Origin of the sequence: Streptomyces sp. NPDC001604, assembly GCF_042893475.1 — a bacterium.
In the GTDB taxonomy this organism is placed as follows: domain Bacteria; phylum Actinomycetota; class Actinomycetes; order Streptomycetales; family Streptomycetaceae; genus Streptomyces.
This window is the reverse complement of the sequence record NZ_JBIAUY010000013.1, coordinates 222,437-247,169: the sequence shown is the minus strand read 5'-3', so window position 1 is coordinate 247,169 and position 24,733 is coordinate 222,437. Positions and strand designations below refer to the sequence as shown.

At 67.8% G+C, this 24,733-nt stretch carries 23 protein-coding genes and 2 pseudogenes; 14 read left to right on the top strand and 11 right to left on the bottom strand.

What is annotated here, in order from left to right; genetic code table 11:
* Positions 1–154: 154 nt before the first annotated feature.
* Together ACFY1E_RS31090 and ACFY1E_RS31085 are read right to left on the bottom strand one after the other, a co-directional pair.
* Positions 155–1,090, bottom strand: a complete 936-nt coding sequence (locus ACFY1E_RS31090; protein ID WP_389081562.1) for an alpha/beta hydrolase — start codon at positions 1,088–1,090, stop codon at positions 155–157.
* 629 nt (positions 1,091–1,719) lie between these two features.
* A complete protein-coding gene (locus tag ACFY1E_RS31085) occupies positions 1,720–2,385 on the bottom strand; it encodes a TetR/AcrR family transcriptional regulator (protein WP_389081560.1) in 666 nt (221 codons plus the stop codon).
* A 172-nt stretch (positions 2,386–2,557) separates the two neighbouring features.
* Here ACFY1E_RS31085 and ACFY1E_RS31080 point away from each other — a divergent pair, with 172 nt between their 5' ends.
* Positions 2,558–3,589 carry a medium chain dehydrogenase/reductase family protein gene (locus tag ACFY1E_RS31080; protein ID WP_389081558.1) on the top strand — a complete coding sequence of 344 codons (1,032 nt, stop codon included), beginning with the start codon at positions 2,558–2,560 and terminating at the stop codon, positions 3,587–3,589.
* 203 nt (positions 3,590–3,792) lie between these two features.
* On the opposite strand, the gene ACFY1E_RS31075 is transcribed toward ACFY1E_RS31080, so the two are convergent.
* Positions 3,793–5,226 carry a glycoside hydrolase family 43 protein gene (locus ACFY1E_RS31075; protein WP_389081557.1) on the bottom strand — a complete coding sequence of 478 codons (1,434 nt, stop codon included), beginning with the start codon at positions 5,224–5,226 and terminating at the stop codon, positions 3,793–3,795.
* Between the two features lie 1,011 nt (positions 5,227–6,237).
* On the opposite strand from ACFY1E_RS31075, the gene ACFY1E_RS31070 reads away from it, so the two are divergent.
* The 3 genes from ACFY1E_RS31070 to ACFY1E_RS31060 all read left to right on the top strand — a co-directional run bounded on the left by ACFY1E_RS31070 (position 6,238) and on the right by ACFY1E_RS31060 (position 9,691).
* Entirely contained in the window at positions 6,238–8,541 is a 2,304-nt protein-coding gene (locus ACFY1E_RS31070; RefSeq protein ID WP_389081556.1) for a beta-L-arabinofuranosidase domain-containing protein, read from the top strand.
* A 118-nt stretch (positions 8,542–8,659) separates the two neighbouring features.
* Positions 8,660–9,427 (top strand): N-acetyltransferase, encoded by a 768-nt coding sequence (locus tag ACFY1E_RS31065; protein WP_389081554.1) that lies wholly within the window; start codon positions 8,660–8,662, stop codon positions 9,425–9,427.
* A 57-nt stretch (positions 9,428–9,484) separates the two neighbouring features.
* Positions 9,485–9,691, top strand: a complete 207-nt coding sequence (locus ACFY1E_RS31060) for a hypothetical protein (protein WP_389081551.1) — start codon at positions 9,485–9,487, stop codon at positions 9,689–9,691.
* 136 nt (positions 9,692–9,827) lie between these two features.
* On the opposite strand, the gene ACFY1E_RS31055 is transcribed toward ACFY1E_RS31060, so the two are convergent.
* The 4 genes and pseudogenes from ACFY1E_RS31055 to ACFY1E_RS31040 form a co-directional block, all read right to left on the bottom strand.
* Positions 9,828–10,430, bottom strand: a complete 603-nt coding sequence (locus ACFY1E_RS31055; RefSeq protein ID WP_389081549.1) for a hypothetical protein — start codon at positions 10,428–10,430, stop codon at positions 9,828–9,830.
* 553 nt (positions 10,431–10,983) lie between these two features.
* The gene (locus ACFY1E_RS31050; protein WP_389081547.1) at positions 10,984–11,934 is read right to left on the bottom strand and encodes an SDR family NAD(P)-dependent oxidoreductase; all 951 of its coding nucleotides are present in this window, start codon (positions 11,932–11,934) and stop codon (positions 10,984–10,986) included.
* 232 nt (positions 11,935–12,166) lie between these two features.
* Entirely contained in the window at positions 12,167–12,334 is a 168-nt protein-coding gene (locus ACFY1E_RS31045) for a transposase family protein (protein WP_389081663.1), read from the bottom strand.
* A gap of 178 nt (positions 12,335–12,512) precedes the next feature.
* Positions 12,513–13,070: pseudogene (locus ACFY1E_RS31040) on the bottom strand (transposase family protein); the annotation flags it as partial.
* 92 nt (positions 13,071–13,162) lie between these two features.
* On the opposite strand from ACFY1E_RS31040, the gene ACFY1E_RS31035 reads away from it, so the two are divergent.
* From ACFY1E_RS31035 to ACFY1E_RS31000, 8 genes are all read left to right on the top strand, one after another.
* Entirely contained in the window at positions 13,163–13,711 is a 549-nt protein-coding gene (locus tag ACFY1E_RS31035; protein WP_389081545.1) for a hypothetical protein, read from the top strand.
* Positions 13,712–14,296: 585 nt separating this feature from the next.
* Positions 14,297–14,758, top strand: coding sequence for a hypothetical protein (locus ACFY1E_RS31030; RefSeq protein WP_389081542.1), 462 nt, complete (start codon positions 14,297–14,299; stop codon positions 14,756–14,758).
* Between the two features lie 298 nt (positions 14,759–15,056).
* The gene (locus ACFY1E_RS31025) at positions 15,057–15,203 is read left to right on the top strand and encodes a hypothetical protein (protein ID WP_389081540.1); all 147 of its coding nucleotides are present in this window, start codon (positions 15,057–15,059) and stop codon (positions 15,201–15,203) included.
* A gap of 573 nt (positions 15,204–15,776) precedes the next feature.
* Positions 15,777–16,883: a sensor histidine kinase gene (locus tag ACFY1E_RS31020; RefSeq protein ID WP_389081538.1), complete on the top strand. Its 1,107-nt coding sequence runs from the start codon at positions 15,777–15,779 to the stop codon at positions 16,881–16,883.
* The gene (locus ACFY1E_RS31015) at positions 16,880–17,578 is read left to right on the top strand and encodes a response regulator (RefSeq protein ID WP_389081536.1); all 699 of its coding nucleotides are present in this window, start codon (positions 16,880–16,882) and stop codon (positions 17,576–17,578) included. Before ACFY1E_RS31020 ends, ACFY1E_RS31015 begins: the two co-directional genes overlap by 4 nt.
* Positions 17,579–17,999: 421 nt before the next feature.
* Positions 18,000–19,607: an alpha/beta hydrolase gene (locus ACFY1E_RS31010; RefSeq protein ID WP_389081534.1), complete on the top strand. Its 1,608-nt coding sequence runs from the start codon at positions 18,000–18,002 to the stop codon at positions 19,605–19,607.
* A gap of 416 nt (positions 19,608–20,023) precedes the next feature.
* Entirely contained in the window at positions 20,024–20,263 is a 240-nt protein-coding gene (locus ACFY1E_RS31005) for a hypothetical protein (RefSeq protein ID WP_389081531.1), read from the top strand.
* Positions 20,263–20,640: a toxin Doc gene (locus tag ACFY1E_RS31000; protein ID WP_389081529.1), complete on the top strand. Its 378-nt coding sequence runs from the start codon at positions 20,263–20,265 to the stop codon at positions 20,638–20,640. Before ACFY1E_RS31005 ends, ACFY1E_RS31000 begins: the two co-directional genes overlap by 1 nt.
* 73 nt (positions 20,641–20,713) lie before the next feature.
* Here the strand turns inward: ACFY1E_RS31000 and ACFY1E_RS30995 are convergent.
* The 3 genes and pseudogenes from ACFY1E_RS30995 to ACFY1E_RS30985 form a co-directional block, all read right to left on the bottom strand.
* Positions 20,714–20,968 (bottom strand): annotated as a pseudogene (locus tag ACFY1E_RS30995) (hypothetical protein); the annotation flags it as partial.
* Positions 20,955–21,590, bottom strand: a complete 636-nt coding sequence (locus tag ACFY1E_RS30990) for an HAD family hydrolase (RefSeq protein ID WP_389081526.1) — start codon at positions 21,588–21,590, stop codon at positions 20,955–20,957. The pseudogene ACFY1E_RS30995 and the gene ACFY1E_RS30990, both read right to left, overlap by 14 nt.
* A 313-nt stretch (positions 21,591–21,903) precedes the next feature.
* Positions 21,904–22,164, bottom strand: coding sequence for a hypothetical protein (locus ACFY1E_RS30985; RefSeq protein ID WP_389081524.1), 261 nt, complete (start codon positions 22,162–22,164; stop codon positions 21,904–21,906).
* A gap of 18 nt (positions 22,165–22,182) precedes the next feature.
* Between ACFY1E_RS30985 and ACFY1E_RS30980 the strand changes: the two genes are divergently transcribed.
* The gene (locus tag ACFY1E_RS30980) at positions 22,183–22,314 is read left to right on the top strand and encodes a hypothetical protein (protein ID WP_389081521.1); all 132 of its coding nucleotides are present in this window, start codon (positions 22,183–22,185) and stop codon (positions 22,312–22,314) included.
* Positions 22,315–22,697: 383 nt separating this feature from the next.
* Here ACFY1E_RS30980 and ACFY1E_RS30975 read toward each other — a convergent pair whose 3' ends face one another.
* Entirely contained in the window at positions 22,698–22,868 is a 171-nt protein-coding gene (locus ACFY1E_RS30975; protein ID WP_389081519.1) for a hypothetical protein, read from the bottom strand.
* Between the two features lie 150 nt (positions 22,869–23,018).
* Between ACFY1E_RS30975 and ACFY1E_RS30970 the strand changes: the two genes are divergently transcribed.
* Complete coding sequence (locus ACFY1E_RS30970; RefSeq protein WP_389081517.1) at positions 23,019–24,422, top strand: membrane-associated oxidoreductase; 1,404 nt, start codon at positions 23,019–23,021, stop codon at positions 24,420–24,422.
* The last annotated feature ends 311 nt before the right edge of the window (positions 24,423–24,733 follow it).

The following is a 24,733-nucleotide window of genomic DNA, read 5'->3' as shown; positions in this document are numbered from 1 at the left end:
GTCAGCGCCAACGACGCCGAGGTGAACCGGCGCGGTCCAGCGGCCGGAGGGAGCGAGCGCGCCAAGGGGCCCGGCCCGTTCGCACGTCCCGGGGGTCGTGCGGCCGAACAGGCCCGCCAACTGAGTGTGGGGCCCTTCAGGAGGCGGTGAGACCCTAGGCGCCGGCAGTTGCCTGCCGTATATGACGGGCTATCAGGGCATAGGTCTCACGGGCCCGTTGGTCGTCCGAACTGTCGTACCCGTGGTCGACTCCCGGCACATCCCGGTGCTCCACCAGCGCCCCCGCCGTTCTGAGCCGGTCGGCATAGCGCACACCCTCCCCCTTGAGCAGGTCGAGCTCGGCCGTGATGACCACCGCCGGTGCGATCCCCTTCAGGTCGGCCGTGTCCGACGGGTGCGCGGGTGACACCAGCCGGTCGGCACGCATCGCCGGGTCGGGGACGTACGAGGTGTCGAAGACGTCGGCCATCCAGGGCCGCAGCACCGGCTTGGCGGCGGCACTGTGCTTCTCGCGGGCGTTCGTCACCAGGTCCAGCGGCGGATAGTGCAGGACCTGGAGGGCGATCGGCGGTCCGCCCTCCTCCAGTGCCTGCCGAGCCACGGCCGCCGCGAGGCCGCCCCCGGCGCTCTGTCCGCCGACGGTGAGCCGGGAAGCGTCCCAGCCGTGCTCCGCTCCGTGTTCGGCGACCCACCGCACGACCTCGTACGCCTGCCGGGGCGGCGCTGGGAACGGATGCTGTGGCGCGACGGCGTAGTCGACGTTGACGACGACCACGCCCGCCTCGGCGGCGAGGAAGCGGCAGAGGGGATCGTCGGTCTCGGTGAGCGCGACGACGTACCCGCCGCCGTGGAAGTTGACGTGGACCGGCGGCGTAACTCCCTCGGCCGCCGGGCGGTAGACCGTGGCCCGGGCCGGGGCCGTCGACGTGGGGATGGTCAACTCGTCGACGTTCCGCGGGTATTCGGGGAACCTGGCGTGTGAGGCGGCGGCGGATCCGGGCCCGCTGGGACGCCGGTCGGCCAGCCGGGTCAGGCGCTGCATCGTTCGGGCGGCTACGGCGGCCACCGCCGGCCGGGCCAACAGGGACATACCGGCTCCCTTCGAGGACATGCTTGACGTCACCAACCATCAGGATTCCTGCTGATCGATGGAGGGGAACATAGCACGCCGACGGGTGTGGCAGGCGATCAGAGGCGGGTGCCGCGTTCGGAGCGGCTGGTGGTGGGTGTCGCTGGAAGCCGAACTGGTGCGGGGCGCGGGCGGACCTGGCGGACGCGGAAGAGGTACTCGGGCGCCGAGTGATCGGTCTGGAGCAGTATCTGGAGGCAATGGCCGAGGAGGCAGCGCCTGTGGTGGTGGCTGTCGGGTCGTCGCGGAGGAAGCCGGTCGGGCCGCGACGCGCGGTGCCTCACCGGGAGAACGCGGTCGGTGTCGAGGACCCCGGTGGACCACCAGGCGTTGATGGCCGCCGCCCTGGATGCGGGAGCCGATGTAGCCCTAACTGTCGAACCACTCGGCGAACGCGGCTGGTTCACCGCCCGGAGCCGGGCACGCATGTCAATGACCTGTCGGATCCTCCGTACAAGTCCAAGACGCGGCACGTGCCGCATGTGATGCCCGGGCCCGGGCCGCGCCCGGCTCATCGCACGCACGAGACTCGGCGGTCATGAGGCAGCCGTTCCCATGATCGCCGCAGCCTTTGCGCCTGGAGGGGGCGCCTACTGGCTCAGGTGGCGCAGTTCGTCGTCGTAGAGCTCGGCCGGGTCGAGTCCCATGCCGGTGAAGTGGCCTGCCAGTTCCAGGGAGAGGACGCCGTGCAGGCGGGTCCAGAAGTGCAAGGCGCGGCGCAGGGCGGCCGGGGGCGCGGGGTGGTCTGCCGCCCATTGCCGGTGCTGGGCGAGGTGGGCTTCCAGGTGGGTGGCGGGGTGGCCGTCGTCCACGGTGACGATGGTCTTGCCGGTCGGCCGGGCGGCGTCGAGGAGGGCTTGCATGATCTCGGATGCGATCGCGGTGATGTCGTCGGGTGCGTGGTAGCCGGGGACCGGTGTGCCGTAGATGAGGAAGTAGCGCTGGGGGCCGTCCAGTGCCCATGCGCGCAGCGCGCGTCCCAGTCCCGCCAGGTCCGCGCCCGAGGCGGCAGCGGTGCGGACGGTGTCGGCAAGGCTGCGGTAGGCGTCCCGGATCAGTTCGGTGATCAGCGCGTCCCGGCTGGCGAAGTACCGGTAGAGCGCGGGGCCGCTCATGCCCATCTGCTTGGCGATGGCGTTCAGGGAGAGCCCCGGCGCCCCGGCGGCAGCGATCTGCTCCCAGGCGTGCTCCTTGATCTCGGCCCGTAGCTGGGCGCGGTAGCGGTCGCGCGGTGTCTCCTTGCCCGCGACGGTCATGTGCTCATCCCTTCTCGCGTGTGATCACCGGCCTCCGGGGATCCGTCTCCCGGCGCATGTCCTGAGTTAGACCCTATTACGAACGCTCTTGACTGTCACTCCGCGATGAAGTTATAACTTCTAACGAAAGCACCAGCTACTAACTGTGCTGGTCGGATCGATGGAGGTCGCCATGAACGCTGCAGAGATGGTCGAGGTCGTGCTGCCGGGCAAGGCCGAGCCGGAGGGACTGCAGATGCGCCGGGGGCACGTCCCGACCGCCGGTCCGGGCCAGGTCGTCGTGCGAATGGAGGCCACCGGCGTGTCCTTCGCCGAGCAGCAGATGCGCCGCGGCCGCTACTACGACCAGCCGCCCTTCCCGTTCGTCCCCGGTTACGACCTGGTCGGCACCGTCATGGCGACGGGCGACGGCGTCGCTCCCGGCCTGGTGGGCACCCGGGTGGCCGCGCTGCTCAAGGTCGGCGGCTGGGCCAGCCACGTGGTCGTCGACGCCGCCGACGCGGTGCCGGTCCCGGACGGGGTCGGCGCGGCGGAGGCGGAGACCGTGGTGGTCAACGGCATCACTGCGTGGCAGATGCTGCACCGCAAGGCCCGGCTCCGCGCCGGGCAGACCGTCCTGGTGCACGGCGCCAACGGGGGAGTCGGCTCGGTCCTGGTCCAACTCGCCCAGGCCGTGGGCGCGAAGGTGATCGGCACCGCTTCAGCGCTCCACCACGGGGCCCTGCGAGAACGGGGGGTGACCCCGATCGACTACCGCACCGAGAACATCCCGGCCCGCGTCCGCGAGCTGGCGCCGGGCGGAGTGGACGCGGTCTTCGACCACGTCGGAGGCCGCAGCGTCGTCGACTCCTGGCGCCTTCTCGCGCCTGGCGGCACGCTCGTCTCCTACGGCAGCGCCTCGACCCGGGACGATGAGGGCTCCAAGCAGTGGCCCGTGCTCAAGCTGCTCGGCCGCATCTGGGTGTGGAACGCCCTGCCCAACCGCCGCCGCGCCTACTTCTTCAACGTCTGGGCCGGCCGGGCCCTCAGCCCCGGCCGCTTCCGGGCCCGGCTGCACGCCGACCTCACCGAGGTGTTCGCTGCGCTGCAGCGCGGTGAGATCACTGCCCAGATCGCCGCCGAGCTGCCGCTCACCCGGGCCGCCGAGGCAATGCGGCTGGCCGAGTCCGGCACCGTCGCCGGAAAGGTCGTGCTGCACGCCTGACGCCGCACCCGGAATCCCACGCCCACACCTGCCCGGTGGCCGCACCGTTCTTTCGCCGCCTCACCGTCCCTCTGTGTGGTGTTGCGGCGCGAACGCCCTCGGGACCTGGGCCTTGGTGCCGCCATTGGGGCCGTGCGGACGTTGGGGGTGACGCCTCCGTGTCGGCGCCGGCCTGGAGGCGTCGGTGCTCCTGGCGATGCGGGTCAGTTCGTCACACGGAAGGTGGCATCGCTGCGGGCTGTCGCTGTGGTGATCGGGTCGAGGCGCAGCTCGTAGGCGTAGTGGCGGATGTAGTGGTCGGGGTGGTTGTACGACTGGAACGACGACCAGGTGGAGTCGGCGAGCCCGGCGACCTTGCGGAAGGTCGCGTCCGCGGCGAACTGGCTGCTGCCGTCGTTGTACACGAGCTGGAAGTCGTAGTTGGCGTGGCGCAGGAAGTAGCCGGGGTAGTTCACCGACTCGAAGGAGACGGTGCCGGTGCCCGCCAGGCCGGGCCGCAGCCGGAACTGGGAGTCCTCGACGGGGCTGACGTTCGGATCGATGCGCACGTCGAAATTGGTGTGGTGTACATAGCGGTCCTGGAAGTTGTACGACTGGAGCCGCTGCGCCGGGGTGTTGGGCCAGCGGGCGAGCACGCGGCTCTCCTCGGCGGCCGTGAGGTTCATGATCCAGCCGTGGCGCTTTTTGGTGCCGCCCATGTTGTAGCTGGTCGACGCCTGCTTCTGGTAGGCGGCGGGGTTGGAGGGGTCGGTCGTGGTGACGGGCATGTAGCCGCCGTTGGTGGCGTACTGGTCGAGGTAGAGCGCCCACTTGTTGGTGCCGTTGAACTTCATCCACATCGGGCCCTCGACCATCGACCCGGTCAGGCCGATGCCGGAGAGATCGCCGAGTTTGGTCCACGTGCCGAGGATGGAGTTGCTGCCTTCGAGAGTGATCTGTCCGTCGCCGGAGGCCCGTACGTAGCGGTAGTTGCCGACGCCTGGGGGCACTTCGATGATCTGGGTGTCGATGATCTCCTGGGTGCCGGGGCGGTCGATGTAGAGCTGGGGGGTGGTGATGGTGCGGAAGTCGCTGGTGTGGGCGGCGAAGATGCGGTGCTTCGTCGCGCCGTTGAAGGGGACGTTCGTGGCCCAGTACAGGACGTAGTCGTTGCTCTCGGGGTCCCAGATCGCTTCGGGTGCCCAGGCGTTGCGGCCGTCGGGGATCGCACCGGCGACGTTCAGCAGCCACGGCTGCGACCAGGTGACCAGGTCGGTGGACTCCCACACGACGAGGTTGCGGCTGCCGTTGTTGATGGCGGCGTTCCAGTCCTGCCCGCAGCTGATGCACAGGTCGGTGGCGATGATCCAGTATTTGCTGCCGTCGGGGGATCGGACGAATGCGGGGTCGCGAACGCCCTTGGTGCCGACGGTGGAGCGCAGGACCATGCCGCCGCCGTTGAGGTCGTTCCAGTGCAGGCCGTCGGTGCTGTGGGAGAGGTACATCTGCTGGTTGGTCGCTCCCTCCCCGGTGAAGTGCACCATCAGGTAGCCGGGGTCAGCAGCGGCCGCCCGCTGGGGTGCGGTGAGGGCCTGGCCCGTGAAGAGGAGGCAGACGGCGAGCAATATCACCGTCAGCCGGGCGCGGAGCGCAGACATCGGATCTCCTGTCGGGTGCGGGTGCCACCGTCGGGCGAAGGGGGAGCGGGGTGGCAGGGGGGACTTGGTCTCGGAATGGGCGGGACAGGACCAGGACAGCGCCCGGGCTGGAACCGGGGGGGCGAACGACGGGGTTTCACCGCTTCGCCCAGGGCGCCGTGGTGACGGCGGGTCAGGGCGCGAGAGCACATGCGTCCGCCCAGGTGGGGCGGCTGCGACACGGGCCGGGTGTCTGTGCTTCTCAGCGCCGGTGAAGGCGTTCGAGGTGGGCGGCGCTTGGGCCGGCAGCCTTCATAACCAACTCCCTGTCCAATCGGGCACGTTGAACGAGATATCGAACACTGTTCGTGAAATCGGGCAGAGGCTAAATCCGGAATGGAGAGCGCGTCAATACATCCGACACATTCGCCGTCTCCTGTGCATGCATGCGACACGACAGATCAGTCGGCGCACCATGCTCAAGGCCACGCGTCGCAGCTGTCGGTCTCGCCGGCGTCGCCGCCCCCTCGGCGGCCGTGGGCGGAGCCTTCGCGCACCCGGCCTCCTGCCTGCCGGCGCTGACCTCGCCCGTATGGCCGCCAAGGTGAAGGCCGACGCCGCGCCTACACCGCCGGTTACGCGAAGCTGACCGCCAACCCGCATGCGCAGAGCGGCTGCACGGCCCGTCCGCAGGCCGTCGTGTACCGGGCCACGGAACTGCAGCCCCCGCGGCACGTGGTCGCAGAACTGCGGGACGTCCCGACAGCCGGCAAGAATTTTGTGTCACACGGCTAGACACAAGCAACGTCCATATCCCTTAATCCATCCCATGTGTCAGCGAAGACCCTCGTTCCATATTTCGGACGGCGTTTGAAAAATCGAACCACGTGCAGAAGAGGTCGTCGTCCTGTCGGCCGGAGGGCGCCGCGTCGGCAGCACTCAAGCCCGTGAGGCGCCACGCCCGACCGTCGGACGTGTGAGCCGGCACATCAAAAGTCCAAGCAGTCGCCCTGCCGTATCGAAAGGCTCAAGATGTCTTCCTCCGTCAGCCGGCGTCGTCTCCTGCAGCTGGCCGGGGCCACCGTGGCCGCCTCTGCCACCGGACCCTTCCTCGGCGCGTCTTCCGCCCGAGCGGCCATCGCCCCCGCGAGGAGCGACATCGGGGTCCTGGCGCACCCCTTCGAACTCGGCCAAGTCCGGCTCACCGCAAGCCGGTGGCTGGACAACCAGAACCGCACCCAGAACTATCTGCGGTTCATTGATGTCGACCGGCTGCTGTACAACTTCCGCGCCACCCACAAGCTGTCCACCAACGGCGCGGCTGCCAACGGCGGCTGGGACGCGCCGACGTTCGGCTTCCGCACCCACATCCAGGGGCACTTCCTCACGGCATGGGCACAGTCGTACGCCGTGACCGGGGACACCACCTGCCGGGACAAGGCCACTTACATGGTCGCGGAACTGGCCAAGTGCCAGGCCAACAACAGCGCTGCCGGTTTCAACCCCGGGTACCTCTCCGGCTACCCCGAGTCCAACTTCACTGCTCTCGAGCAGGGAACCAGTGGCGAGGTGCTGTACTACACCATCCACAAGACCCTCACCGGCCTGCTGGATGTATGGCGCCACATCGGCAGCACACAAGCCCGGGACGTGCTCCTCGCCCTGGCGGGATGGGTCGACTGGCGCACCGGCCGGCTGACCACCCAGCAGATGCAGACCATGCTGCGCGTCGAGTTCGGCGGCATGAACGCCGTACTGACCGATCTCTACCAGCAGACGGGCGACGCGCGCTGGCTCACCGTCGCCCAGCGGTTCGACCACGCCGCGGTGTTCGACCCGCTGGCGGCCAACCAGGACCAGCTCAACGGAATTCACGCCAACACCCAGGTACCCAAGTGGATCGGGGCCGCCCGGGAGTACAAGGCCACCGGCACCACCCGCTACCGGGACATCGCCACCAACGCCTGGAACATCACCCTCAACGCGCACACCTACGCCATCGGCGGCAACAGCCAGGCGGAGCACTTCCGCGCCCCGAACGCCATCGCCGGCTACCTGACCAACGACACGTGCGAAAGCTGCAACACCATCAACATGCTCACCCTCACCCGGGAGCTGTTCACGCTCGACCCGAACCGCGTCGCCCTGTTCGACTACTACGAGCGGGCGTGGCTGAATCAGATCATCGGCCAGCAGAACCCGGCCGACGACCACGGCCACGTCACCTACTTCACCCCCCTCAAACCGGGAGGCCGACGCGGTGTCGGCCCGGCGTTGGGCGGCGGCACCTGGAGCACCGACTACGGCACCTTCTGGTGCTGCCAGGGCACTGGCCTGGAGATGCACACCAGGCTGATGGACTCCATCTACTTCCACAACGACACCACGCTGACCGTGAACATGTTCGTGCCGTCGGTGCTCACCTGGACGGAGCGCGGTATCACCGTCACCCAGACGACGACCTACCCTGTCAGCGACACGACGACCCTTCAGGTCACCGGCAGTGTCAGCGGAACGTGGGCGATGCGCATCCGTATACCGAGCTGGACCACCGGGGCCACCATCAGCGTCAACGGCGTCGCGCAGAACATCACCACCACGCCCGGCAATTACGCCACCCTGAACCGCTCGTGGACCTCCGGCGACACGGTCACCGTCCGCCTGCCCATGCGGATCGGCATCCGACCGGCCAACGACAACGCGAACGTCGCCGCGATCACATACGGCCCGGTGGTCCTGGCCGGCAACTACGGCGACACCGCTCTCAGCTCGCTCCCCACGCTGGACGCGTCCTCGGTCAAGCGGACCAGCAGCAGTTCGCTCGCCTTCACCGCCACTGCCAACGGCTCCACCGTCAACCTGGGCCCGTTCCACGACGCGCACGGCTTCAACTACACCGTCTACTGGAACACCACCGGCAACACGGTCCGTCTCGCCAACGCGAGCAGCGGTCTCGTGCTGGGCATTCAGAACATGTCCACGGCCAACGGCGGCCGCGCTCTGCAATGGACGGACAACGGCACCGCCGACCACAACTGGGAAATGATCACTGATGGAAGCGCGGTCCGCTTCCGCAACGCCAACAGCGGCAAGGTGCTCGGCGTCCTGAACATGGACACGGCAGACGGCGCGACCGTTCTGCAGTGGTCGGACAACGGCACCGCCGACCACAAATGGACCCTGCTCGACCAGGGCGACGGGACGTACAAGATCCGCAACGTGAACAGCGGCAAGTTGCTCGCCATCGCGGGCAACTCCACCGCCGTCGGCGCGTTCGCGGTCCAGGACGCGGACGACGGCACCGCCGACAACCGCTGGCGCATCGTGCTGAACTAGCGTCCGTCGCCGAAGGATGGCTCGGTCGTTCTCCCCCCTGTTCGCTGCGGGCGGCTATGGGGTTCCTTGGGGTAAAACCGCTGGCCAGAAGGGATGGTCCCGTGGCAGTGTCCTGGCCGTGACAGAGATCGACAGCATTGTGATCACCACTCTTGCCGAGCGTCCGTCGTTGCTCTCCCTCATGTACGAGATCGCTGAGACGTGGCCGGCCTTCATACCGCACGATCCGGTGGGGGAAGCCTTGCTGGGCTGGGTGGCGGAGGACTTCCCTCGGTACTGCGTGGTGGCAACGGATGGTGACCGTGTCGTGGCCCGCGGGCTGAGTGTGCCGTTCAACGCAGACCTTGACGGCCGTGAGGAGATGCCGGACAAGGGCTGGGATCAGGTACTGGTCTGGGCGATCCGCGACCGACGCCATGGGCGCGCACCGACAGCTGTCAGTGCGTTGGAGATCACGGTGGACACCGATTATCTCGGCCGTGGCCTGTCCTACAGGATGTTGGCCGCGCTGCGGGACGCCGTCGGACGGCAGGGCCACAACGTGCTGTTGGCCCCGGTCCGTCCCACAGCCAAGCACCGCGAACCGCGTGTCACCATGACCGACTACATCCGGCGACAGGGCGCCGACGGGTTTCCGACCGACCCCTGGCTCCGGGTACACGTCAAGGCCGGTGGCAGCATCCAGAAGATCGCCCCGGCATCGATGACGGTCAGCGGCTCACTGTCCCAGTGGCGCCGGTGGACCGGCCTGCCCTTCACCAGCGACGGCGACATCGACGTGCCAGGCGCGCTCGTCCCGGTGCACTGTGACACCGCACATGACCAAGCCGTCTATGTCGAGCCCAACGTATGGATCCGGCACGACGTGAATCCGCCCACCACCTGACCACACCGTTCGCCGAGATAAACCAGCGGATGGCCCGGGAGCCCGATCACCGAGATCATGGAATCCTCACCCAGGCGACGGCCCCGCGCCGGGGCCGTCTTCAGGGCCGCGCCGAGCCGCTACCCCCACATCTCCGTCGCCTACACCTCGGACGGCGCCGAGGACGTCGACGCGGGCCCTCAAGAGGGCGCCGAAGTCCGGGCCGCTCCAGCGCCCGTCCTCCTGGGACGTGCCTACGTCACCCTGACAAGCCGAAGTCAGTAAGTTGACACTCCCAGTGGAGCTACTGCTCGGGCATGAACTGTCAGCGTGGGCTGGGGGACTGGAACGATGCCGGGGTGTGGCGAGCCACTGTTCGTGTGACCGTTCGCTGCGCTTCTCAACTTGGTAGGCCCGACGCTCAGTCGGTACCTGCGAGCCGCAGGCTGCTTTCGATCCCGAGGGACTGGCGCATCTGCTGCTGCATTGCAGCCAGTTGGCTCCACGACTCATCGACCCCTGCCGCGAAGGCGCTCAGTTCCTGTTGATCGTATGGGGTGGTCGCGGAGATACGCTTGAGCAGTCCATAGCCTGCGTTCAGACGGTGGCCGGCTGCTGTGGCCGCGGCCAGCACTCCGTCAGGGACCACCATCTCAGCCTCCGCATAGCTGTCCCGCTGGGCGATGCGGCTGGCTTCGAGCTGTTCCAGGCAAAGGTCGATCCTCGTGCCCGTTTGTAGCGCGTGCAGGAGATTGACTTGAGCGGTCATGTACTGCCGTGAGGCCGTGTTCAATGAGATGTAGCAGGAGCGGAGCAGATCGAAGAGCGCCTGCGCCTTCTGCTCGGAACGCTCTGCCTGTCGCAAGGCCTCGGCCTGCCGGTGCTCCTCGCGTCTTTGCGCCTGGGCCGCGTCCAGCTCCATCCGCTTGGTCCGGTCAGCCCGACTCTGCGTCAAGAGTGCCGCGCCGAGTGTGCCGGCGACACCCACAATGGCCACTACCAGCGCGGACCATCCCTCGCTCATGCCTTCGCTCTCCTCGTTCGCCAAGTCCCTGGCTGGTTTGCCCGAACGGCCACTCCAGGCAGCGCCTTGGACTGCTACAACGAGCCTGTAACGCCGCGGATTCGTAGGGTCATCAGCAGTATGGAGGAACGCTGCCCTTTTCCGGCCGTGGGTGGAAGGTGCAGCCTGGCCCCTTCTGCCACCAGCTGCCCGCGCGGTCGTAAGTGCATCGCGAGTACCGCGCTGGATCGACGAGACCTTCGGCTCCCAGATGGCCGACGGGGGCATTTGCCCTCGTGCTTTGCGCAGGTGCAAGCGGCCCGGCTCCCCGTGCGACGCCCGCATCCCGGAAGATGTCGCTGAGCTTGATTTTCTGCTCCCAGCTCAAGCCGGCTAGGGCCGTTCGCCGCGACAGCAGTGCTTGCAGCCGAAGTGCAGTAGAGGTTGATCTCCCAACTCGCCCGGGCAAGCCGATCTCGGTTGGTTCGCGCACCAGGAGTGCCGATGCAGTGGTCTGGCCGTCCGGGTCGAGGTCCCAGGCTTCAGCCGCGGTCCTGGGCGCGCGGCTCCGCGCCTACCGAAAGCCGAGGTGCGGATCGGCGCCGACCAGCTCGCCGCTGACGGCCCACAGACGAGCGGCGACGGCTGGGGCGGCCATATGAGAGGGGACGGGCTCACGCCTCGGTATGCCACGCAGGCCGAAGGCCCTCGGCCCCCAGAGCTGCCCTCCCTGCACCTCCTTGTCGAGGACGGCACGGACGACGGGCCATGCTCCGGCGTCCTTGCCCTGTACCAAGAGCGAGGAGGGCAAGGCGCGCAGCCGCTCGCTGGGGGTTGTCACGCTTACCGGCGGGCGGGACGGGGTGAGGGAGTCCAGTGCGCCGCCGGGGTGGGCCACCACACTGAGCACCGTGCTGCCAACGGCACGCAGGCGGCGATCGAGTTCGAAGCCGAAGCACATCTGCGCCAGCTTCGATCGGCCGTAGGCGCGCTTGGGCCGGTAGTCCCGGGTCGACTGCAGATCGTCGAGGTCCAGTCGCTCGGACCGCGCCGCGAAGCTTCCCACCGTCACGATGCGGCCCGCCGGCGCCGCGGACAGCAGGGGGGCCAGCCACTGGGTCAACGCGAAGTGGCCGAGGTGGTTGGTGCCGAACATCAGCTCGTGGCCGTCCTTGGTCTCTCGACGTGGCGGGTCGTCGAGCGCGACTCCTGCGTTGTGGACCACCGCGTCGAGATGATCGACGTCCAGCCTGTCCACGGCGGTCTTCAGGGACGACAGGTCGGCGAGGTCCAGTTGAAGGTGCACCACATGCGCGCCGGGGACACGCGAGCGGATCGAGGCCATGGCGGTGTCGGCCTTCGCGCGGTCCCGGCTGCCGAGCATGACGACGGCGCCGGTGGCGGCGAGCTGCTCTGCGGCAAAGTAGCCGATCCCGGCGTTACCCCCGGTGACCAGGAAGGTCCTGCCCTCGGCAGACGGCAGCCGGTGAACGTCCCACGGTCGGCTCTGGGATGCGGATGACACGATGACAGGCTCCTTGCGCTCCGGGGCAGCGTGCTCATGGAGAGCACCAACCCGTTCAAGGTCGCAACCTCGACCGACATACCGCCGACAGATCACGCTCACCGCCGACAAATTTCCGACACTCCTCCGGATAAGTGCCGAGAGCAAAAGGGCCGCTCCGCCCACGACGGGCGCGGAACTGAGAGCGAGCGCGGCCAGGTGAAGCACTCAGTGGGTCAACTCGGGCGCGCAATCACACTGCTTGATCACAACCACCCCAGTCCGCACTGTCACAGAACAACCGCCGCACCATCAGACTGATCAGCACCGGGTGACCCACGGCAGCGGCATCGGCCAGCGTGCGGGAATACCGGCTGTGCACCCGCGCCGACGCGCACCGGCAGTCCGGACACGCCACCATCAACTCGCGGGTACGCGCAGCGATACGAACCACACCACCCGACGACCACACCCGTTCCACCCGCACCACATCCAGGTGCGGCGACACAGTTCGTACGAGGCCATCACACTCGCCCAAAGTCCCGCTACCCGTGACGGAGCGTCACCGGCGCACGGTTGCACAGCCTCGTTTCACGGTTGACGAGTCCGGTGCCCGGGTAGCCGCCGTCGGCGATGGTGAGGGTGCGGCCGACGGCGGCCTTGGCGCCGGATTCCTCCCATGCCTTGCAGTCGTTGCGGTTCCCGGCGAGCGGCCGGCCGACCACGACGACCAGCCTGGTGTCGGCGTCGATGACGACCTGGTGGTTGGTGGAGTACCGGTAGTTCTTCGACCGCTCGGCGATCTTGTGGTCGCGGGTGGGCACCAGGGTGCCATCCACGATGAGCACGGTGTCCTTGGCGAACCGCTTGCGGGGCCGGAGCGCGAGCAGGGGGCCGAGGTGGTTGATGACTCGGCCGGCCGTCGATTTCGAGACGCCGAACAACAGAGCGAGCTGCCGCAACGTCAGATTGGTGCGCCAGTAGGCCGTGACCAGCAACACCCGGTCCTCGAGCGGCAGGCTCCACGGCCGGCCTCGGTGGAGCCCATCGGCTCCAGGGCGCCGCAGCGTGGTCAGCAGCTTGCCGAAACAGCGCGGGCTCAGCCCCGCAAACGGGGTTGTCCAGGCCGGCTCCGATGCCGTGATCACACTCGCCACATCATGATCATTACTCAGGCAGCCCAATGCCGAGACCATCCCACAGTTACGCTGATCAGCGCAGTCCACAGTGCGCAAGACCGGGGGAAACCGTGAACCGACCGCTGCTGTTCCTCGACGTGGACGGGCCGCTCAACCCTTACGCGGCCCAGCCGGAGAGGCGTCCTGACGGCTACACCACACTCAGAGTCCCCCGGAACGACGCCCATGAGGACGCCAGGGGCCTCTCGTCCCGGCACCCCCTACGTGTCTGGTTCAACCCAGAGCACGGGCGAAACCTGCTCCAGCTCGGCTTCGAGCTGTGCTGGGCCACCACATGGATGGACGACGCCAACCGGTGGATCGCACCGGTCGTTGGCCTTCCGGAACTTCCCTTCGTCGACTTCGGCGACGTCCTCCTACAAGAGCGCCCTGATGGAGTCCACTGGAAGACCAGACCGCTGGTGGACTACGCAGGCGGCCGTCCCTTCGCCTGGGTGGACGACGAGCAGAGCGAGCTGGATCAGACCTACGTGACCGCCCACCACCACGGGCCCGGGCTCCTCCACCACGTCAACCCGCGGATCGGCCTACGGGAGAACGACTTCCGCACACTCACCGACTTCGCCCGGTCCCTGAACACCTCAAGAACCGCCGGCTGAGGGTCTTCAGGCTGCCCCGTACTCGGAGCCGAGATCTTTGCGGGACAGCCCTTAGCCGGGGCAATTCGACAGGCCGAACTCGCCGAATAGTCCTGAATGGGGTCAAGTGGTCGACCGGTGAGGTGGCGCTGGCCACCTCACCGGTCGACCATCTCAGTGGATGGGGAAAATGAGCAAGGTATCGCTATTTCTTCTGGAGCTCACGATCGGCCTGTCAGTGGCGGAACTCGTAGTCGACAGGAGAGGTCGTCTCGAGAAGCCAGTGGGGATCGACTCAAGGCTTTGACGGCTCTTGCTGCGACCGCTGCAATGATTTCCTACGTGATCACGTCGTGATCGTAGCCGCCTCCCTGCGGCTGACACGTGCCGACGTTGTCCGACCGGTTGAATGAGGCCGGATGTTCAATCTGGCCTCATCCGGCGAAATGGAGCAAATCCACAAAAAGGGTGTCAGAGGCGCTGGGGCGGGAAAGCGCTTACGATATGATTTGGACGTCGCTTGACTCCTGCGTGATCGGCTATGGCGGGGAACGGCCGGACAGCAAGCGGTACACCAGCAGTGCAGGCCCTTCCGGGAGTAGATCGATGCGCCGACGCCACCGCGACCAGCCCAGTGAGTCCCTGACGCCCACCTCTTCGGACGTGATTGCCATCACGTCCGAAGAGGTGGGCGCCCTTGTAGAGGTTCTCGAGCACGCCTATACCTGCATTGCCGAGCTGAGCGATGCGAACGAAGAGACGCTTGCCAGGGCGAGCGGATCTGGGCTGATACCGCTGCTTTACGCGCGAGCCGGATTCACCTCCATTCAGAGGCGAGGTGATATCCCCCTGCTTTCTGATGAGATTGGCCTCCTGGAAGCTGCAGTAATCAACCTGCAGTCATATCAAGGCAATGAAGTTGTTCTGTGTGCCGGATATCAGTTGTTGAAAGATTTCGCGAGCCGCAGTAGAAATGCCTATCCTTTGTGTCAAGTGCACGGAATTCTGGCCTTCACTGGCGAGGTGGAGGACACGGCCAGCGGCGCAGCAACACCTTCCCTGGCATGACCCCAGGCGCTGCTCGCCGAAGCCCGCCGTCACCTCGCCCTCGTCCTGCGTGGCGGCCGCCTCGAGCCGGGCCTGGATGAGGACATCGTGGATGCCGCCATCGCCACGCACTGCCTGGACATCACCGAGCCGAAGACACTGCGGGGCCACATGTCGGCCTACCGCTTCTACGCCGCCTGCTGGTCCCTGGCCGACCCGCCCACCCGCCGCCCACCAAACGCCGAACCCGAGTCCGACCACCGGCCACCGGCCGGACCCAGTGCCCCCCACACGCCCCCCTTCCGCATGGAACCGGGGAGTGGACATCCCCCGCGCCCCGCTGCTCTACCAGCGCGCGGTCATCACCTCCACCGTTCTCAGCGCCAGGCTGCTCGCCGCGCGCCGCCCCGGCCGCGCCCTGTACGACGACGTCGTGGTGCACCAGCAGGCCGCGATGCTCGGGTAGGAGACCGCGTGGCCACGGCGACCCGCTCGGCCCGTTCGGGGGCATTCGTCGCCGCCTGACACGGCTTCCTCCGCATGACGGGCTCCAGGTGGGCGGTCTGCGCTTTCGATGCTGGAAAGCTACGGGCCGCGCCCCTTGCGCGTCGTCGCCGACGGGTGGGCACTTGCCGTCTCCGCTGGTCCCCCGAGCGAGCTACCCGGCTGTCCTCTTCCGGGGGACGCAGTCCCTCGCCACAGGACGCTAGGCTCACCGTGCAAGACCGTCCGGCCCGCGGTGGCATGTGGGGCGGATACCGAACCGGTCGTGCCGAAAGGGCGGGCGGGCCGCGGTCCGGTCCTCATGCCGCTCAGGGCGGGACCTACGGGATCGTGGATGATGATGACGGAAGACCAAGCAGCGCCTGTCCCATCGGGCTCGGCATCCCTCTCGCCAATGGCGCGTGCCCACGACAGGCACCTCTCCACACGCGTGAACCTAGTGGCCGCCACAGCCGCCCGGCTCCGTGTGCTGTCGCGGTGGTGGGGATCGCGCTCTGCTGCCACCAGGGACTGTGGGGTCGCGCTTGTCTTCACGGTGCTGTCGTTTGCGCCGCCGCTGTCGCAGTTCGGGGTGCAGTTCGGCGACCTTCCCACCCATGACGCCTCTGTCGCGAGTGTGCTGCTGTCCCTGGGACAGACCCTGCCGCTCGCGGTGCGCACCCGGTGGCCGGCTGCTTGCCTCACGGTGGTGGGTGCCTCGTTCGCGGCGTACGAGTGCCTGGGCTTCCCGCCCGCCTTCGGCAGCCTGGGGCTGTACGTCGCGCTGTACTCCGCGGGCGCCCACCAGGCCCGCTTCCGGCGGGTCGTACCGCTGGCGGCGACCGGTGGGTACGTGGTCTTCGGCGTCGCCTTGCACATGCTGGGCTCGCCCTCGGGCCTCACCGACTACCTGCTCTATTACATGGTCCTGGCGGCGGTGTGGGGTCTGGGTGTCCAGGTACGCGGGCGGCGGGCGCAGGAAGCAGAGCGTCGGCGCCTGTCCGCGCAGATGGCCATTGCGGCGGAACGCAGCCGCCTGGCCGGGGAGTTGCACGACGTGGTGACCCACCATGTGACCGCGATGGTGGTGCAGGCAGGTGCGGCGCAGTACCTGACCGAGTCGCCGGACCGTCTCCACGAGGCCCTCGACGCCATCAGCGGCACCGGCCGCCGCGCGCTGGCCGAGCTGCGGTTCCTGCTCGGGGTGCTGGAGGCGACTGGTGATGCTGCGCCACGGGAGCGGACGCCGGTGCCGGGCCGGGTGCCTGATCTGGTGGAGCAGTCACGAGCGAGCGGCCAGCCGATCGAGTTGGTCGAGGACGGAGAGCAGCCGGCCATGGCCACGGGTGCCCAGCTCACGGCGTATCGCGTCGTGCAGGAATCCCTGACGAACGCCGTGAAGTACGCCGCGGGCCGACGGACGCTGGTGCGGCTCGCACACACCCCCGACTGGACGGACATCGAGATCACCACCGCCGGGACGGCCGACGGCGCTCCAACGTCCACCGCCCCGCTGGACGGCGGCCCGCACGTCTCGGGCGGCCGGGGCCTGACCGGGCTGCGGGAGCGGGTGGAGATGCTGGGGGGCGAGTTCGCGGCTGGGCCCTGCCCGGAGGGCGGTTTCCGCGTGCACGCACGCATTCCTGCGGGAGGTGCCGCGTGAGTGTTCCGCCCCCTGCGATCAGGGTGCTGGTGTGCGAGGACCAGGCCCTCGTGCGTGCCGGCTTCGTCACCATCCTCTCCGCCCAGCCCGACATGGAGGTCGTGGGCGAGGCCGTGGACGGCCGGGAGGCGATCCGTTTCGTGCAGGAGCTGAAGCCGGACGTGGTCGTCATGGACATCCGTATGCCCCTGCTCGACGGAATCGAGGCCACCCGCATCCTGGCGGGGCCCGACTCCGCCAGCCCGGCCAGGATCCTCGTCGTGACGACCTTCAACGTCGACCAGTACGTGTACGAGGCCCTGCGCGCCGGCGCCAGCGGCTTCCTGCTGAAGGACGCGCCGCCGCCCGAACTGATCAACGCGGTACGCGTCGTCGCCCGCGGTGAGTCCCTCTTGGCTCCCGCGGTCACCCGCACCCTGATCGGCCGCTTCGCCGAACGCGTGCGCCCCTCCGCTGCCACCGCGTCTCCCGAGCGCGAGCGCCTGAAGGTCCTCACGCCCCGTGAGCACGAGGTCCTGCTCCTCATCAGCGAGGGCCTGTCGAACGCCGAGATCGCCACCGAGCTGGTCATCAGTCACGAGACCGTGAAGACCTACGTCTCCCGCATCCTCACCAAACTGGACCTCCGCGACCGCGTCCAGGCGGTGGTCCTGGCGTACCGGGCGGGGCTGGCGGGGGACGGCGACCGAGCCTGACAGCCCTGTGATGCCGGTATCCGGACACCATGGACCGGCTCGCCTGATCGGCATGCTCCCCGCTCTGCGGCTTTCTGGTCCACCAGGACCGGGCGGCCCACGTCGTTCCGGCCACCCACGGTATGCCGGCACGAAGCAGGATGCCGGACGGCACCCCTTCCGGTCGTCTGACGCTTGCACCTCGGGTGATCCGTGCGGCGCGGCAAGCCGGCAGCAACGGCTCGATCCGCGCCGACAGCTCATCCGACACGCCCTACGGCGGCCGCTCCGTTCTCAGGGTCGGTGCAGGATCCCCCGAGCGAGCCACCTGATTTGTCCTCTCTGCGGTGACGCGCGCCACCGGGGGTCTCTTGTTGACTCGAATCGCGAACACAACGGCCGCACCAGGCCGGCCGACCAGCGAGCAGCTAAGGACAACGCCATGACGACGACACGCAGTTCCGCGAAGCACGGTTTCCCCAGAGGCCGCCGAATCGCCGCGGCTGTGTTGGTTTCCACGCTGGCAGGAGCCGCACTGGCCGCATGTGGTGCCGATGACAAGGGTGCACAGCCGGCCAAGGTCTCAGGCAAGAACGCCGACCGGACTGCTGGCGCCGCCGGGATCATCTGGGGCAAGTGCCCGGCACCGGCCGAGGGACAAACCCGTGACACCCACCTGGCCTGCGGGACGTTGGAGGTGCCCTTGGACTACCAGGACCCGGGCGGCACGAAGATCGACGTGGCGGTCTCCCGGCTGTCCACCGCAAAGCCCGGGAAGCGACGTGGTGTCCTGCTGCTGAACCCCGGTGGGCCGGCCCTGGGCGGTCTCGACATGCCCGAGACCATGGCATCCACACTGCCGAAGTCCGTGCTGGAGCGCTACGACCTGATCGGCTTCGACCCGCGCGGCGTCGAACACAGCACCCCGCAGAGCTGCGGTCTCAAGGACCCCAGCGTGTCCGGGCTCTTCCCCTATCCCGCCGCGGACGGCTCGATCACCAAGAACGTGGCCCTCGCCAAGGCCGACGCCAAGCAGTGCGCCGACACGGCGGGCAAGAACCTGCGGTACTACAACACCGCCAACACCGCCCGCGACATGGATCGCATCCGCCAGGCGCTCGGTGAGCAGAAGATGTCCTACTGGGGCCAGTCCTACGGCACCTACCTCGGCGCCGTCTACCGCTCCCTCTTCCAGGACCACACCGACCGGATGATCCTGGAAGGCAACGTCGACCCCACCAGGGTCTGGGCCAACCAAGTCGCGGACACCTGGGGCAAGGGCATGGCCGACCGGTTCCCCGACGCCGCCCGCGTCGCCGCGACGCAGAACAGCACCCTCAAGCTGGGCACGAACGTCGCGCAGGTGACCCACACCTACCTCACCCTCGCCGACCGGCTCGACCGCACGCCCGCAGCGATTCCCGGCCAATCAGTCTCGCTGGACGGAGCGCTGCTGCGGAACATGACCTACGCCCTGCTCCTGCACAACAACACCCTTCCCGTGCTCGCCAAGTTCTGGAAAGCCGCCGAGGACCTGACCCACGGCAGCACCACGGCCGCCGACGCCGCGGTTCTCAAGGAGGTGTTGGCCGACACACCGACGTCCCCGGGCATCCCCGCGGACAACCAGGCCACCATGTTCATGGCTCTCACCTGCGGCGACGCCGAATGGCCGCACGACGTCGACGGCTACGCCACCCGCACGGCCGCCGACCGCGAGAAGTGGCCGCTCACCGCGGGCATGCCCGCCAACATCTGGGCATGCGCCTACTGGGACAAGCCTGCCGAGGCGACGGTCAAGGTGGTGCCCGCCGGCCCGAGCAACACCCTGATCCTGCAAAACCGCCGGGACAACGCCACCACATGGGAAAGCGGCGTCGGACTGCACAAGGCCCTCGGTGACGGCTCCGCCTTCGTCGGCGTCGACAACGGCGGGCACTACGTCTACAACGAAGGCTCCGCCTGCGCCGACAAGGCCACCGTCGGCTTCCTGACCACCGGCCACCTGCCGGACAAGGACGTCTACTGCACCGACGTCACGCAGAAGTAGCCCGCCGGAACGCGGTTTTCCCTGTCTGGCCCGTCCGGTCGGAGTCGCCTCGAGGCCACTGGTGCGCGCAACCAGCCGATCCGATGCCGGAACGCATCCAGCTCCATCGCCTCGGTCGGGCACGTCAGTGCTCGTCGCCGATCACCGCTGTCTGCACCAGTCGTGTGTCCCGCGTCACGAGGCCCCCCAATCGCCCCAGGTCAACGAAGAGCGGCAGCGGCGTGATCGACAGGGAGATTGCCACCTCACACCGCGTGTCGGGCTCACGCCATCGGCGAGGACCGCGGTGCCGGGGGCCCCGACTCCGGCAGTCCTGTCACGTGATGGGCCGTCTCGGCGGGTGCGATTTCATGTCGGGCGGTGAGGCCCTGAAGAGCGGGTTCACACGGCAGGTACCTACTAGGTACCATCCGGGTATGCCATCTCTGAACGTGCCGTTCACCGAGGAAGAGCTCGAAGGCGTCCGCGCGGCCGCGGCCGCCGAGGGCAAAAGCCTCAAGCAGTACCTGCATGACCTCGGCGTCCGCGAGATGCAGCGCAAGCAGTTCATCACGGGTGCGAGCGCCTGGGCCGACCGGCTGCGCGAGGAATTCGACGACGCCTTCCCCGACGAAGTGCCCCCTTCCGAGCGTCCCGGCGGCGCCACGGCCGCCTGATGCACCTGCACATCGACGTCTCCTGGCTCCTCGATGTCCAGGAGGCCGCGCTCGGCTCCGAGGACATGTCGGTCGCCGACTACTCCGCCCTGGTCGCCGCCGTGGCACGGCACAAGACCAAGCTGCCCACCCTTCAGACAGCCGACCCGGACGCCGCCTGGCGCGCGGCCGCGCTCATGCACACCATCGTGCGCCTTGAACCGCTCCCGCACCGCAACAGCCTGTATGCCGCATTCGTCGCGGCCCAGTACATGGACCAGTCCGGCGAAGGCATCGACCCGCCCTACGGCGCCCTGTCCGATCTCGTACGGAAGATCCGCGACACGCGTCTGCGCGTGCCCGAGATCGCCGACCAGTTGCGCTCCTGGAAGATCTGACAGCGCTGGTCGCTCCCTGAGCGCGGCACGACTGTCTCGCCGTAGCGGCGGGCCAGACCTTGGCGATCAGCCGCTCATGGCGGGCCACTTCCACATTCCTGTCGTAAACCACCAGGTGAGAGGCGTGCAGCATCACCCGGACCTGCCTGCCGATCAACCGGACCGGCACGGAGTAGCGGTTGGTGCGGACAGCGATCTGGCGACTCCTACCGCTTGGCCAGCACCCGAGCCCGGGCCGAACACGCAGCAGCGGGCTGGGCAACCGCTTCAATGACCTGGCCGACAACCGCTGAGTGTCGGCCAGGTCGACGTCATCAAAGTGGGACACGCCCTGGAACCAGGGGCCCGGCGTCCAGATGAGCTTCGATGCGCGTGATGGTCCGGGCGTTGTCCTCGAACAGATGCCCCTGCATTCCCGCCGCTTGGGCGGCTTCAACGTTGACTGCGACATCGTCGATGAAGAGACAGTTCTCTGGTCGCACGTCCAAGCTGGCGCATGCGGCCTCATAGGCTCGCAGGTCAGGCTTGCCGATGCCGATTTCGTGCGAGTAGACGATCTGCTCGACAAGTTCGTCGAAGTGGTACAGCGCCGTCTCCCGTTCCCGGGCGCCGACGAAGCTGTTGCTCAGGATGCCCAGCCTGCAGCGTCCCCGCAGCCCTCGCACATAGGCGATGAGTTCCTCGTTCGGCGTCCCCAGGTAGTCCGTCCAGAGATCAGCCATGAAGGCTTCCACCTGGGGCGCGTCAAGACCCAAGCGTGCTGCCACTTCCCAGTGCACGTCTCGTTCGCTGATCCTCCCGACGCTTCCGGCCTGCCATACGTCGCGCATCCGCTCATTCACCGTGCCCAGCGGCAGTTCCAGCTGCTCTTCCCACCGTTGCCCCCAACCCGTTTTCGGCGTGATCTCCAGCACGCCGCCGATGTCGAGGATGATGCAGGTCGCGGTCACGCGAACTCCCCTCTTCGTCCTGCCTGGCAGGCGAGCACACACCGCCCGCTCATGTGATCGATGGAGACACTGTTGTCCTTCACGCTGGGGCAAGGTCAAGCGATCTTGGAATCTTGTGACGGCTCTGTCGCTGCCCGCCGACCCGGCTCGACCGAACCAGCAGGTGCCCTCAAAGCCCGTGACGATCCGCGAGGCCCTCGACCAGACGCTGACGTCAGAATTCGTCAACAAACGCTGTCGGCAACTCTGCTCTGGCGCAGATCTTGGGGAGCGGTCGCGGAGCGTGACCGGGCAGGTCGCTTCGCGGCTGTGATCACACTTGTTCTTGGTAGATCCAGATTTTCTGGGGATGGGAGTGGCGGACGATCGTCCAGAATTCCTGGCGGCCCAGGCGGTCCGCCCAGCGGACGAGTTCGTCGTCCGTATCGTGGAAGAACCAGGACTCGAAGTGCCCCAGCGCCCGAAGTTGAGGGACTGGCTCGTATCGAAGTTCGCAGTGGAGCTGGATGTAATGATCATGCTCGCCGGAAGCGTCGTTGATCTCGAACTGCCGGGCAAGGTCCAGCGTGAACACGGCCGGTCCCTCGAACGCGTGAGTCCCGTACTGCACGAGAAGGGGGGCCGCGGCTATGGCGGCGGCGCCGGCGGCTCGCTGTCGTTCGGCGGTGCGGTGAACGACGCCGCCGGCCAGCAGGGCATCGTCATCGTCGAGCCGTACGCCTGACCGGTGTGATTGAGGGCCGCATCTGGTTGTGACCGCGGTTGCGTGATGGCTACGGCCAATTGAGGACGCGGGCTTCGGCAGCGAACCAAACCAAACTCGCCCGTACACCGGCGAGATGATCAGCCTGCAGCACGCCTCACGGTGAATGATCAACCCCCGTCGTGGGCAACGAAGAGGTGCTCCACCGGCATCGCCGCGACAAGAGGGGGACTCCAGTGGCCGAAGGTGATGCCCCACCTTCCGGGTGGGACGACGGAGAATGCCGAATGTGGGAGGCGTATCAGCGTGGCGCTTGGTGCGACGCCGCGCCGGAGGTCCGCGCCGAGGCCATGCGTAGATTGCTGCTCTCCCCGCCCTCCCCGCAACCTGGACGTATAGCCCGACTACGACTGCGCGACGTGCGAATACGCGGTCAGTTGGACCTCTCCGAGGTTGCCGTACAAGGCACCGTCCGTCTGCAGCGGTGCCACTTCGATGAAGCACCTCGGCTGGAGGGCGCCCAACTCGACGCCCTGGAGCTCACCGAGTGCCAACTCCCCGGTCTGCACGCACATGGTGCCCGCATCGCCCGGGAGTTCAAGGTGAACGGCTGCACGGTGAACGGCACGTTGGACCTGCGCTCCCTTAGCGTCGGCACCCTTCTGTCTCTCAAGGACACCAGGGTCCGCCCCGCGCGAGGAGAAGCGGGAGTCGATGCTCAGTCTGTGTCCGTCGATGAGTACATGTGGGCAGCGGGCATGGACTGCGCCGGCCCTTTCTACTTGAACAACGCCCGCGTGCAGGACGCGCTCGTTTTTCGCGGAGCCACGATCAGCGGTCCTGAAGGCTATCTCCAGATGCCCGAGATCACGGTCGGTGGTGGCTTGTCTCTGGGGCACGGATTCTCCTGTACCGGAATGGTCAACCTCTGTGGGGCCTCGATCGGGGCATCGGTGGACTTGAGTGACACCACCCTCACCGGGCCGGGTACCGGTCCGGGCCGCTACGCACTCCATCTGGGGTGCGCGCAAATCGGAGGTGACATTCAGGCCGACGGCGGGTTTGTCGTGCACGGCCCTGCCACCCTCGCGGACACCTCGATCCGCGGCAGTGTCGTACTCAAGGGCGCCCACCTGAACTTCCCTTCGGGTACGGCGCTCATGGCAGGCCGCATCCATATCGGAGGCGATCTCGACTGCCGACACGGGCTGACCGTACACGGCACTATCAATCTGGCCGACGCCCGGATCGGCGGGTCGGTCCAGTTCGACGCCGCCGAACTGACGGCTCCCGACAGCAGCAGGACCGTCCTGAGAGCCAACGGCATCGACGTCGGCGGCGTGGTGAACCTCCGCGACGGCTTCATCGCCCACGGCAGGATCCGCCTCAGCAGCGCCACCATCCGCAGCGCCCTGTCCTTCAACGATGCACTCTTGGATACGGCCGTCGACGAGGAGGCCCTCATCTGCCGCGGCACGACGGCAGCCGTTCTGTTGCTTCGGCTCCGTGAGGCACCCCTGGGCATCGTCGACCTGAGCAGTACCAGGGTGGACCTGTTACAGGACGAGCCGGCGGCCTGGCCTGCCTACCTGACCATGGAGGGCACCGTCTACGACAACCTCCGCCCCGGCTTGTCGGCGACCGAACGACTCCCGTGGCTCAGGCGGGACCCGCAAGGCTTCACGCCTCAGCCGTACGAGCAACTCGCCTCCGTCTACCAGCGGCACGGCCGGGATGCCGACGCACGGACCGTCCTGGTCGCCAAGCAGCGCAGCATGCGGTCGACCCTGGCGTTGCCGGCCCGGATGTGGAGCCTTGTGCAGGATGCGACCGTCGGCTATGGGTATCGCCCGCTGCGGGCCGTATGGCTTCTTCTCTGCCTTCTGGCCCTTGGCTCCACGCTCTTCAGCATCTGGCATCCCACGCCGGTGGGGGGAGGTCCGTATCCGCGCTTCCAGCCCGTCATCTACACCCTCGATCTGCTGCTACCCCTCGTCGACCTCAGCCAGGAACGCGCCTACAGCTCGTCCGGTGCCATGCAATGGATCGCGATTGTCCTCATCGGAACTGGCTGGCTGCTGGCGACAACCGTCGCGGCTGGAGCGGGCCGCGTCCTACGCAGAACCTGAATCTCGGTGCCGCCATCAGGGCCGTGCGGACGTGGGGTGACGCCTCCGTGTCGGCGCCGACCTGGAGGCGCCGGCGCTTCTGGCGATGCGGGTCAGTTCGTCACACGGAAGGTGGCGCCACTGGGGCTGTCGCGGTGGTGATCGGGGCGAGGCGCAGTTGGTAGGCGCACCATCACCACCCCCCGGCTCTACATCGACCGCCCAGGCACCCAGGAGATCATCGCCGGCGGAGAGCGGGCAGGAAGGCCTGGGTGCGAGCGGTATGGCGAGGCATCGCCACCCGATAGGGCAAGACTCCCGACAGGTACCTC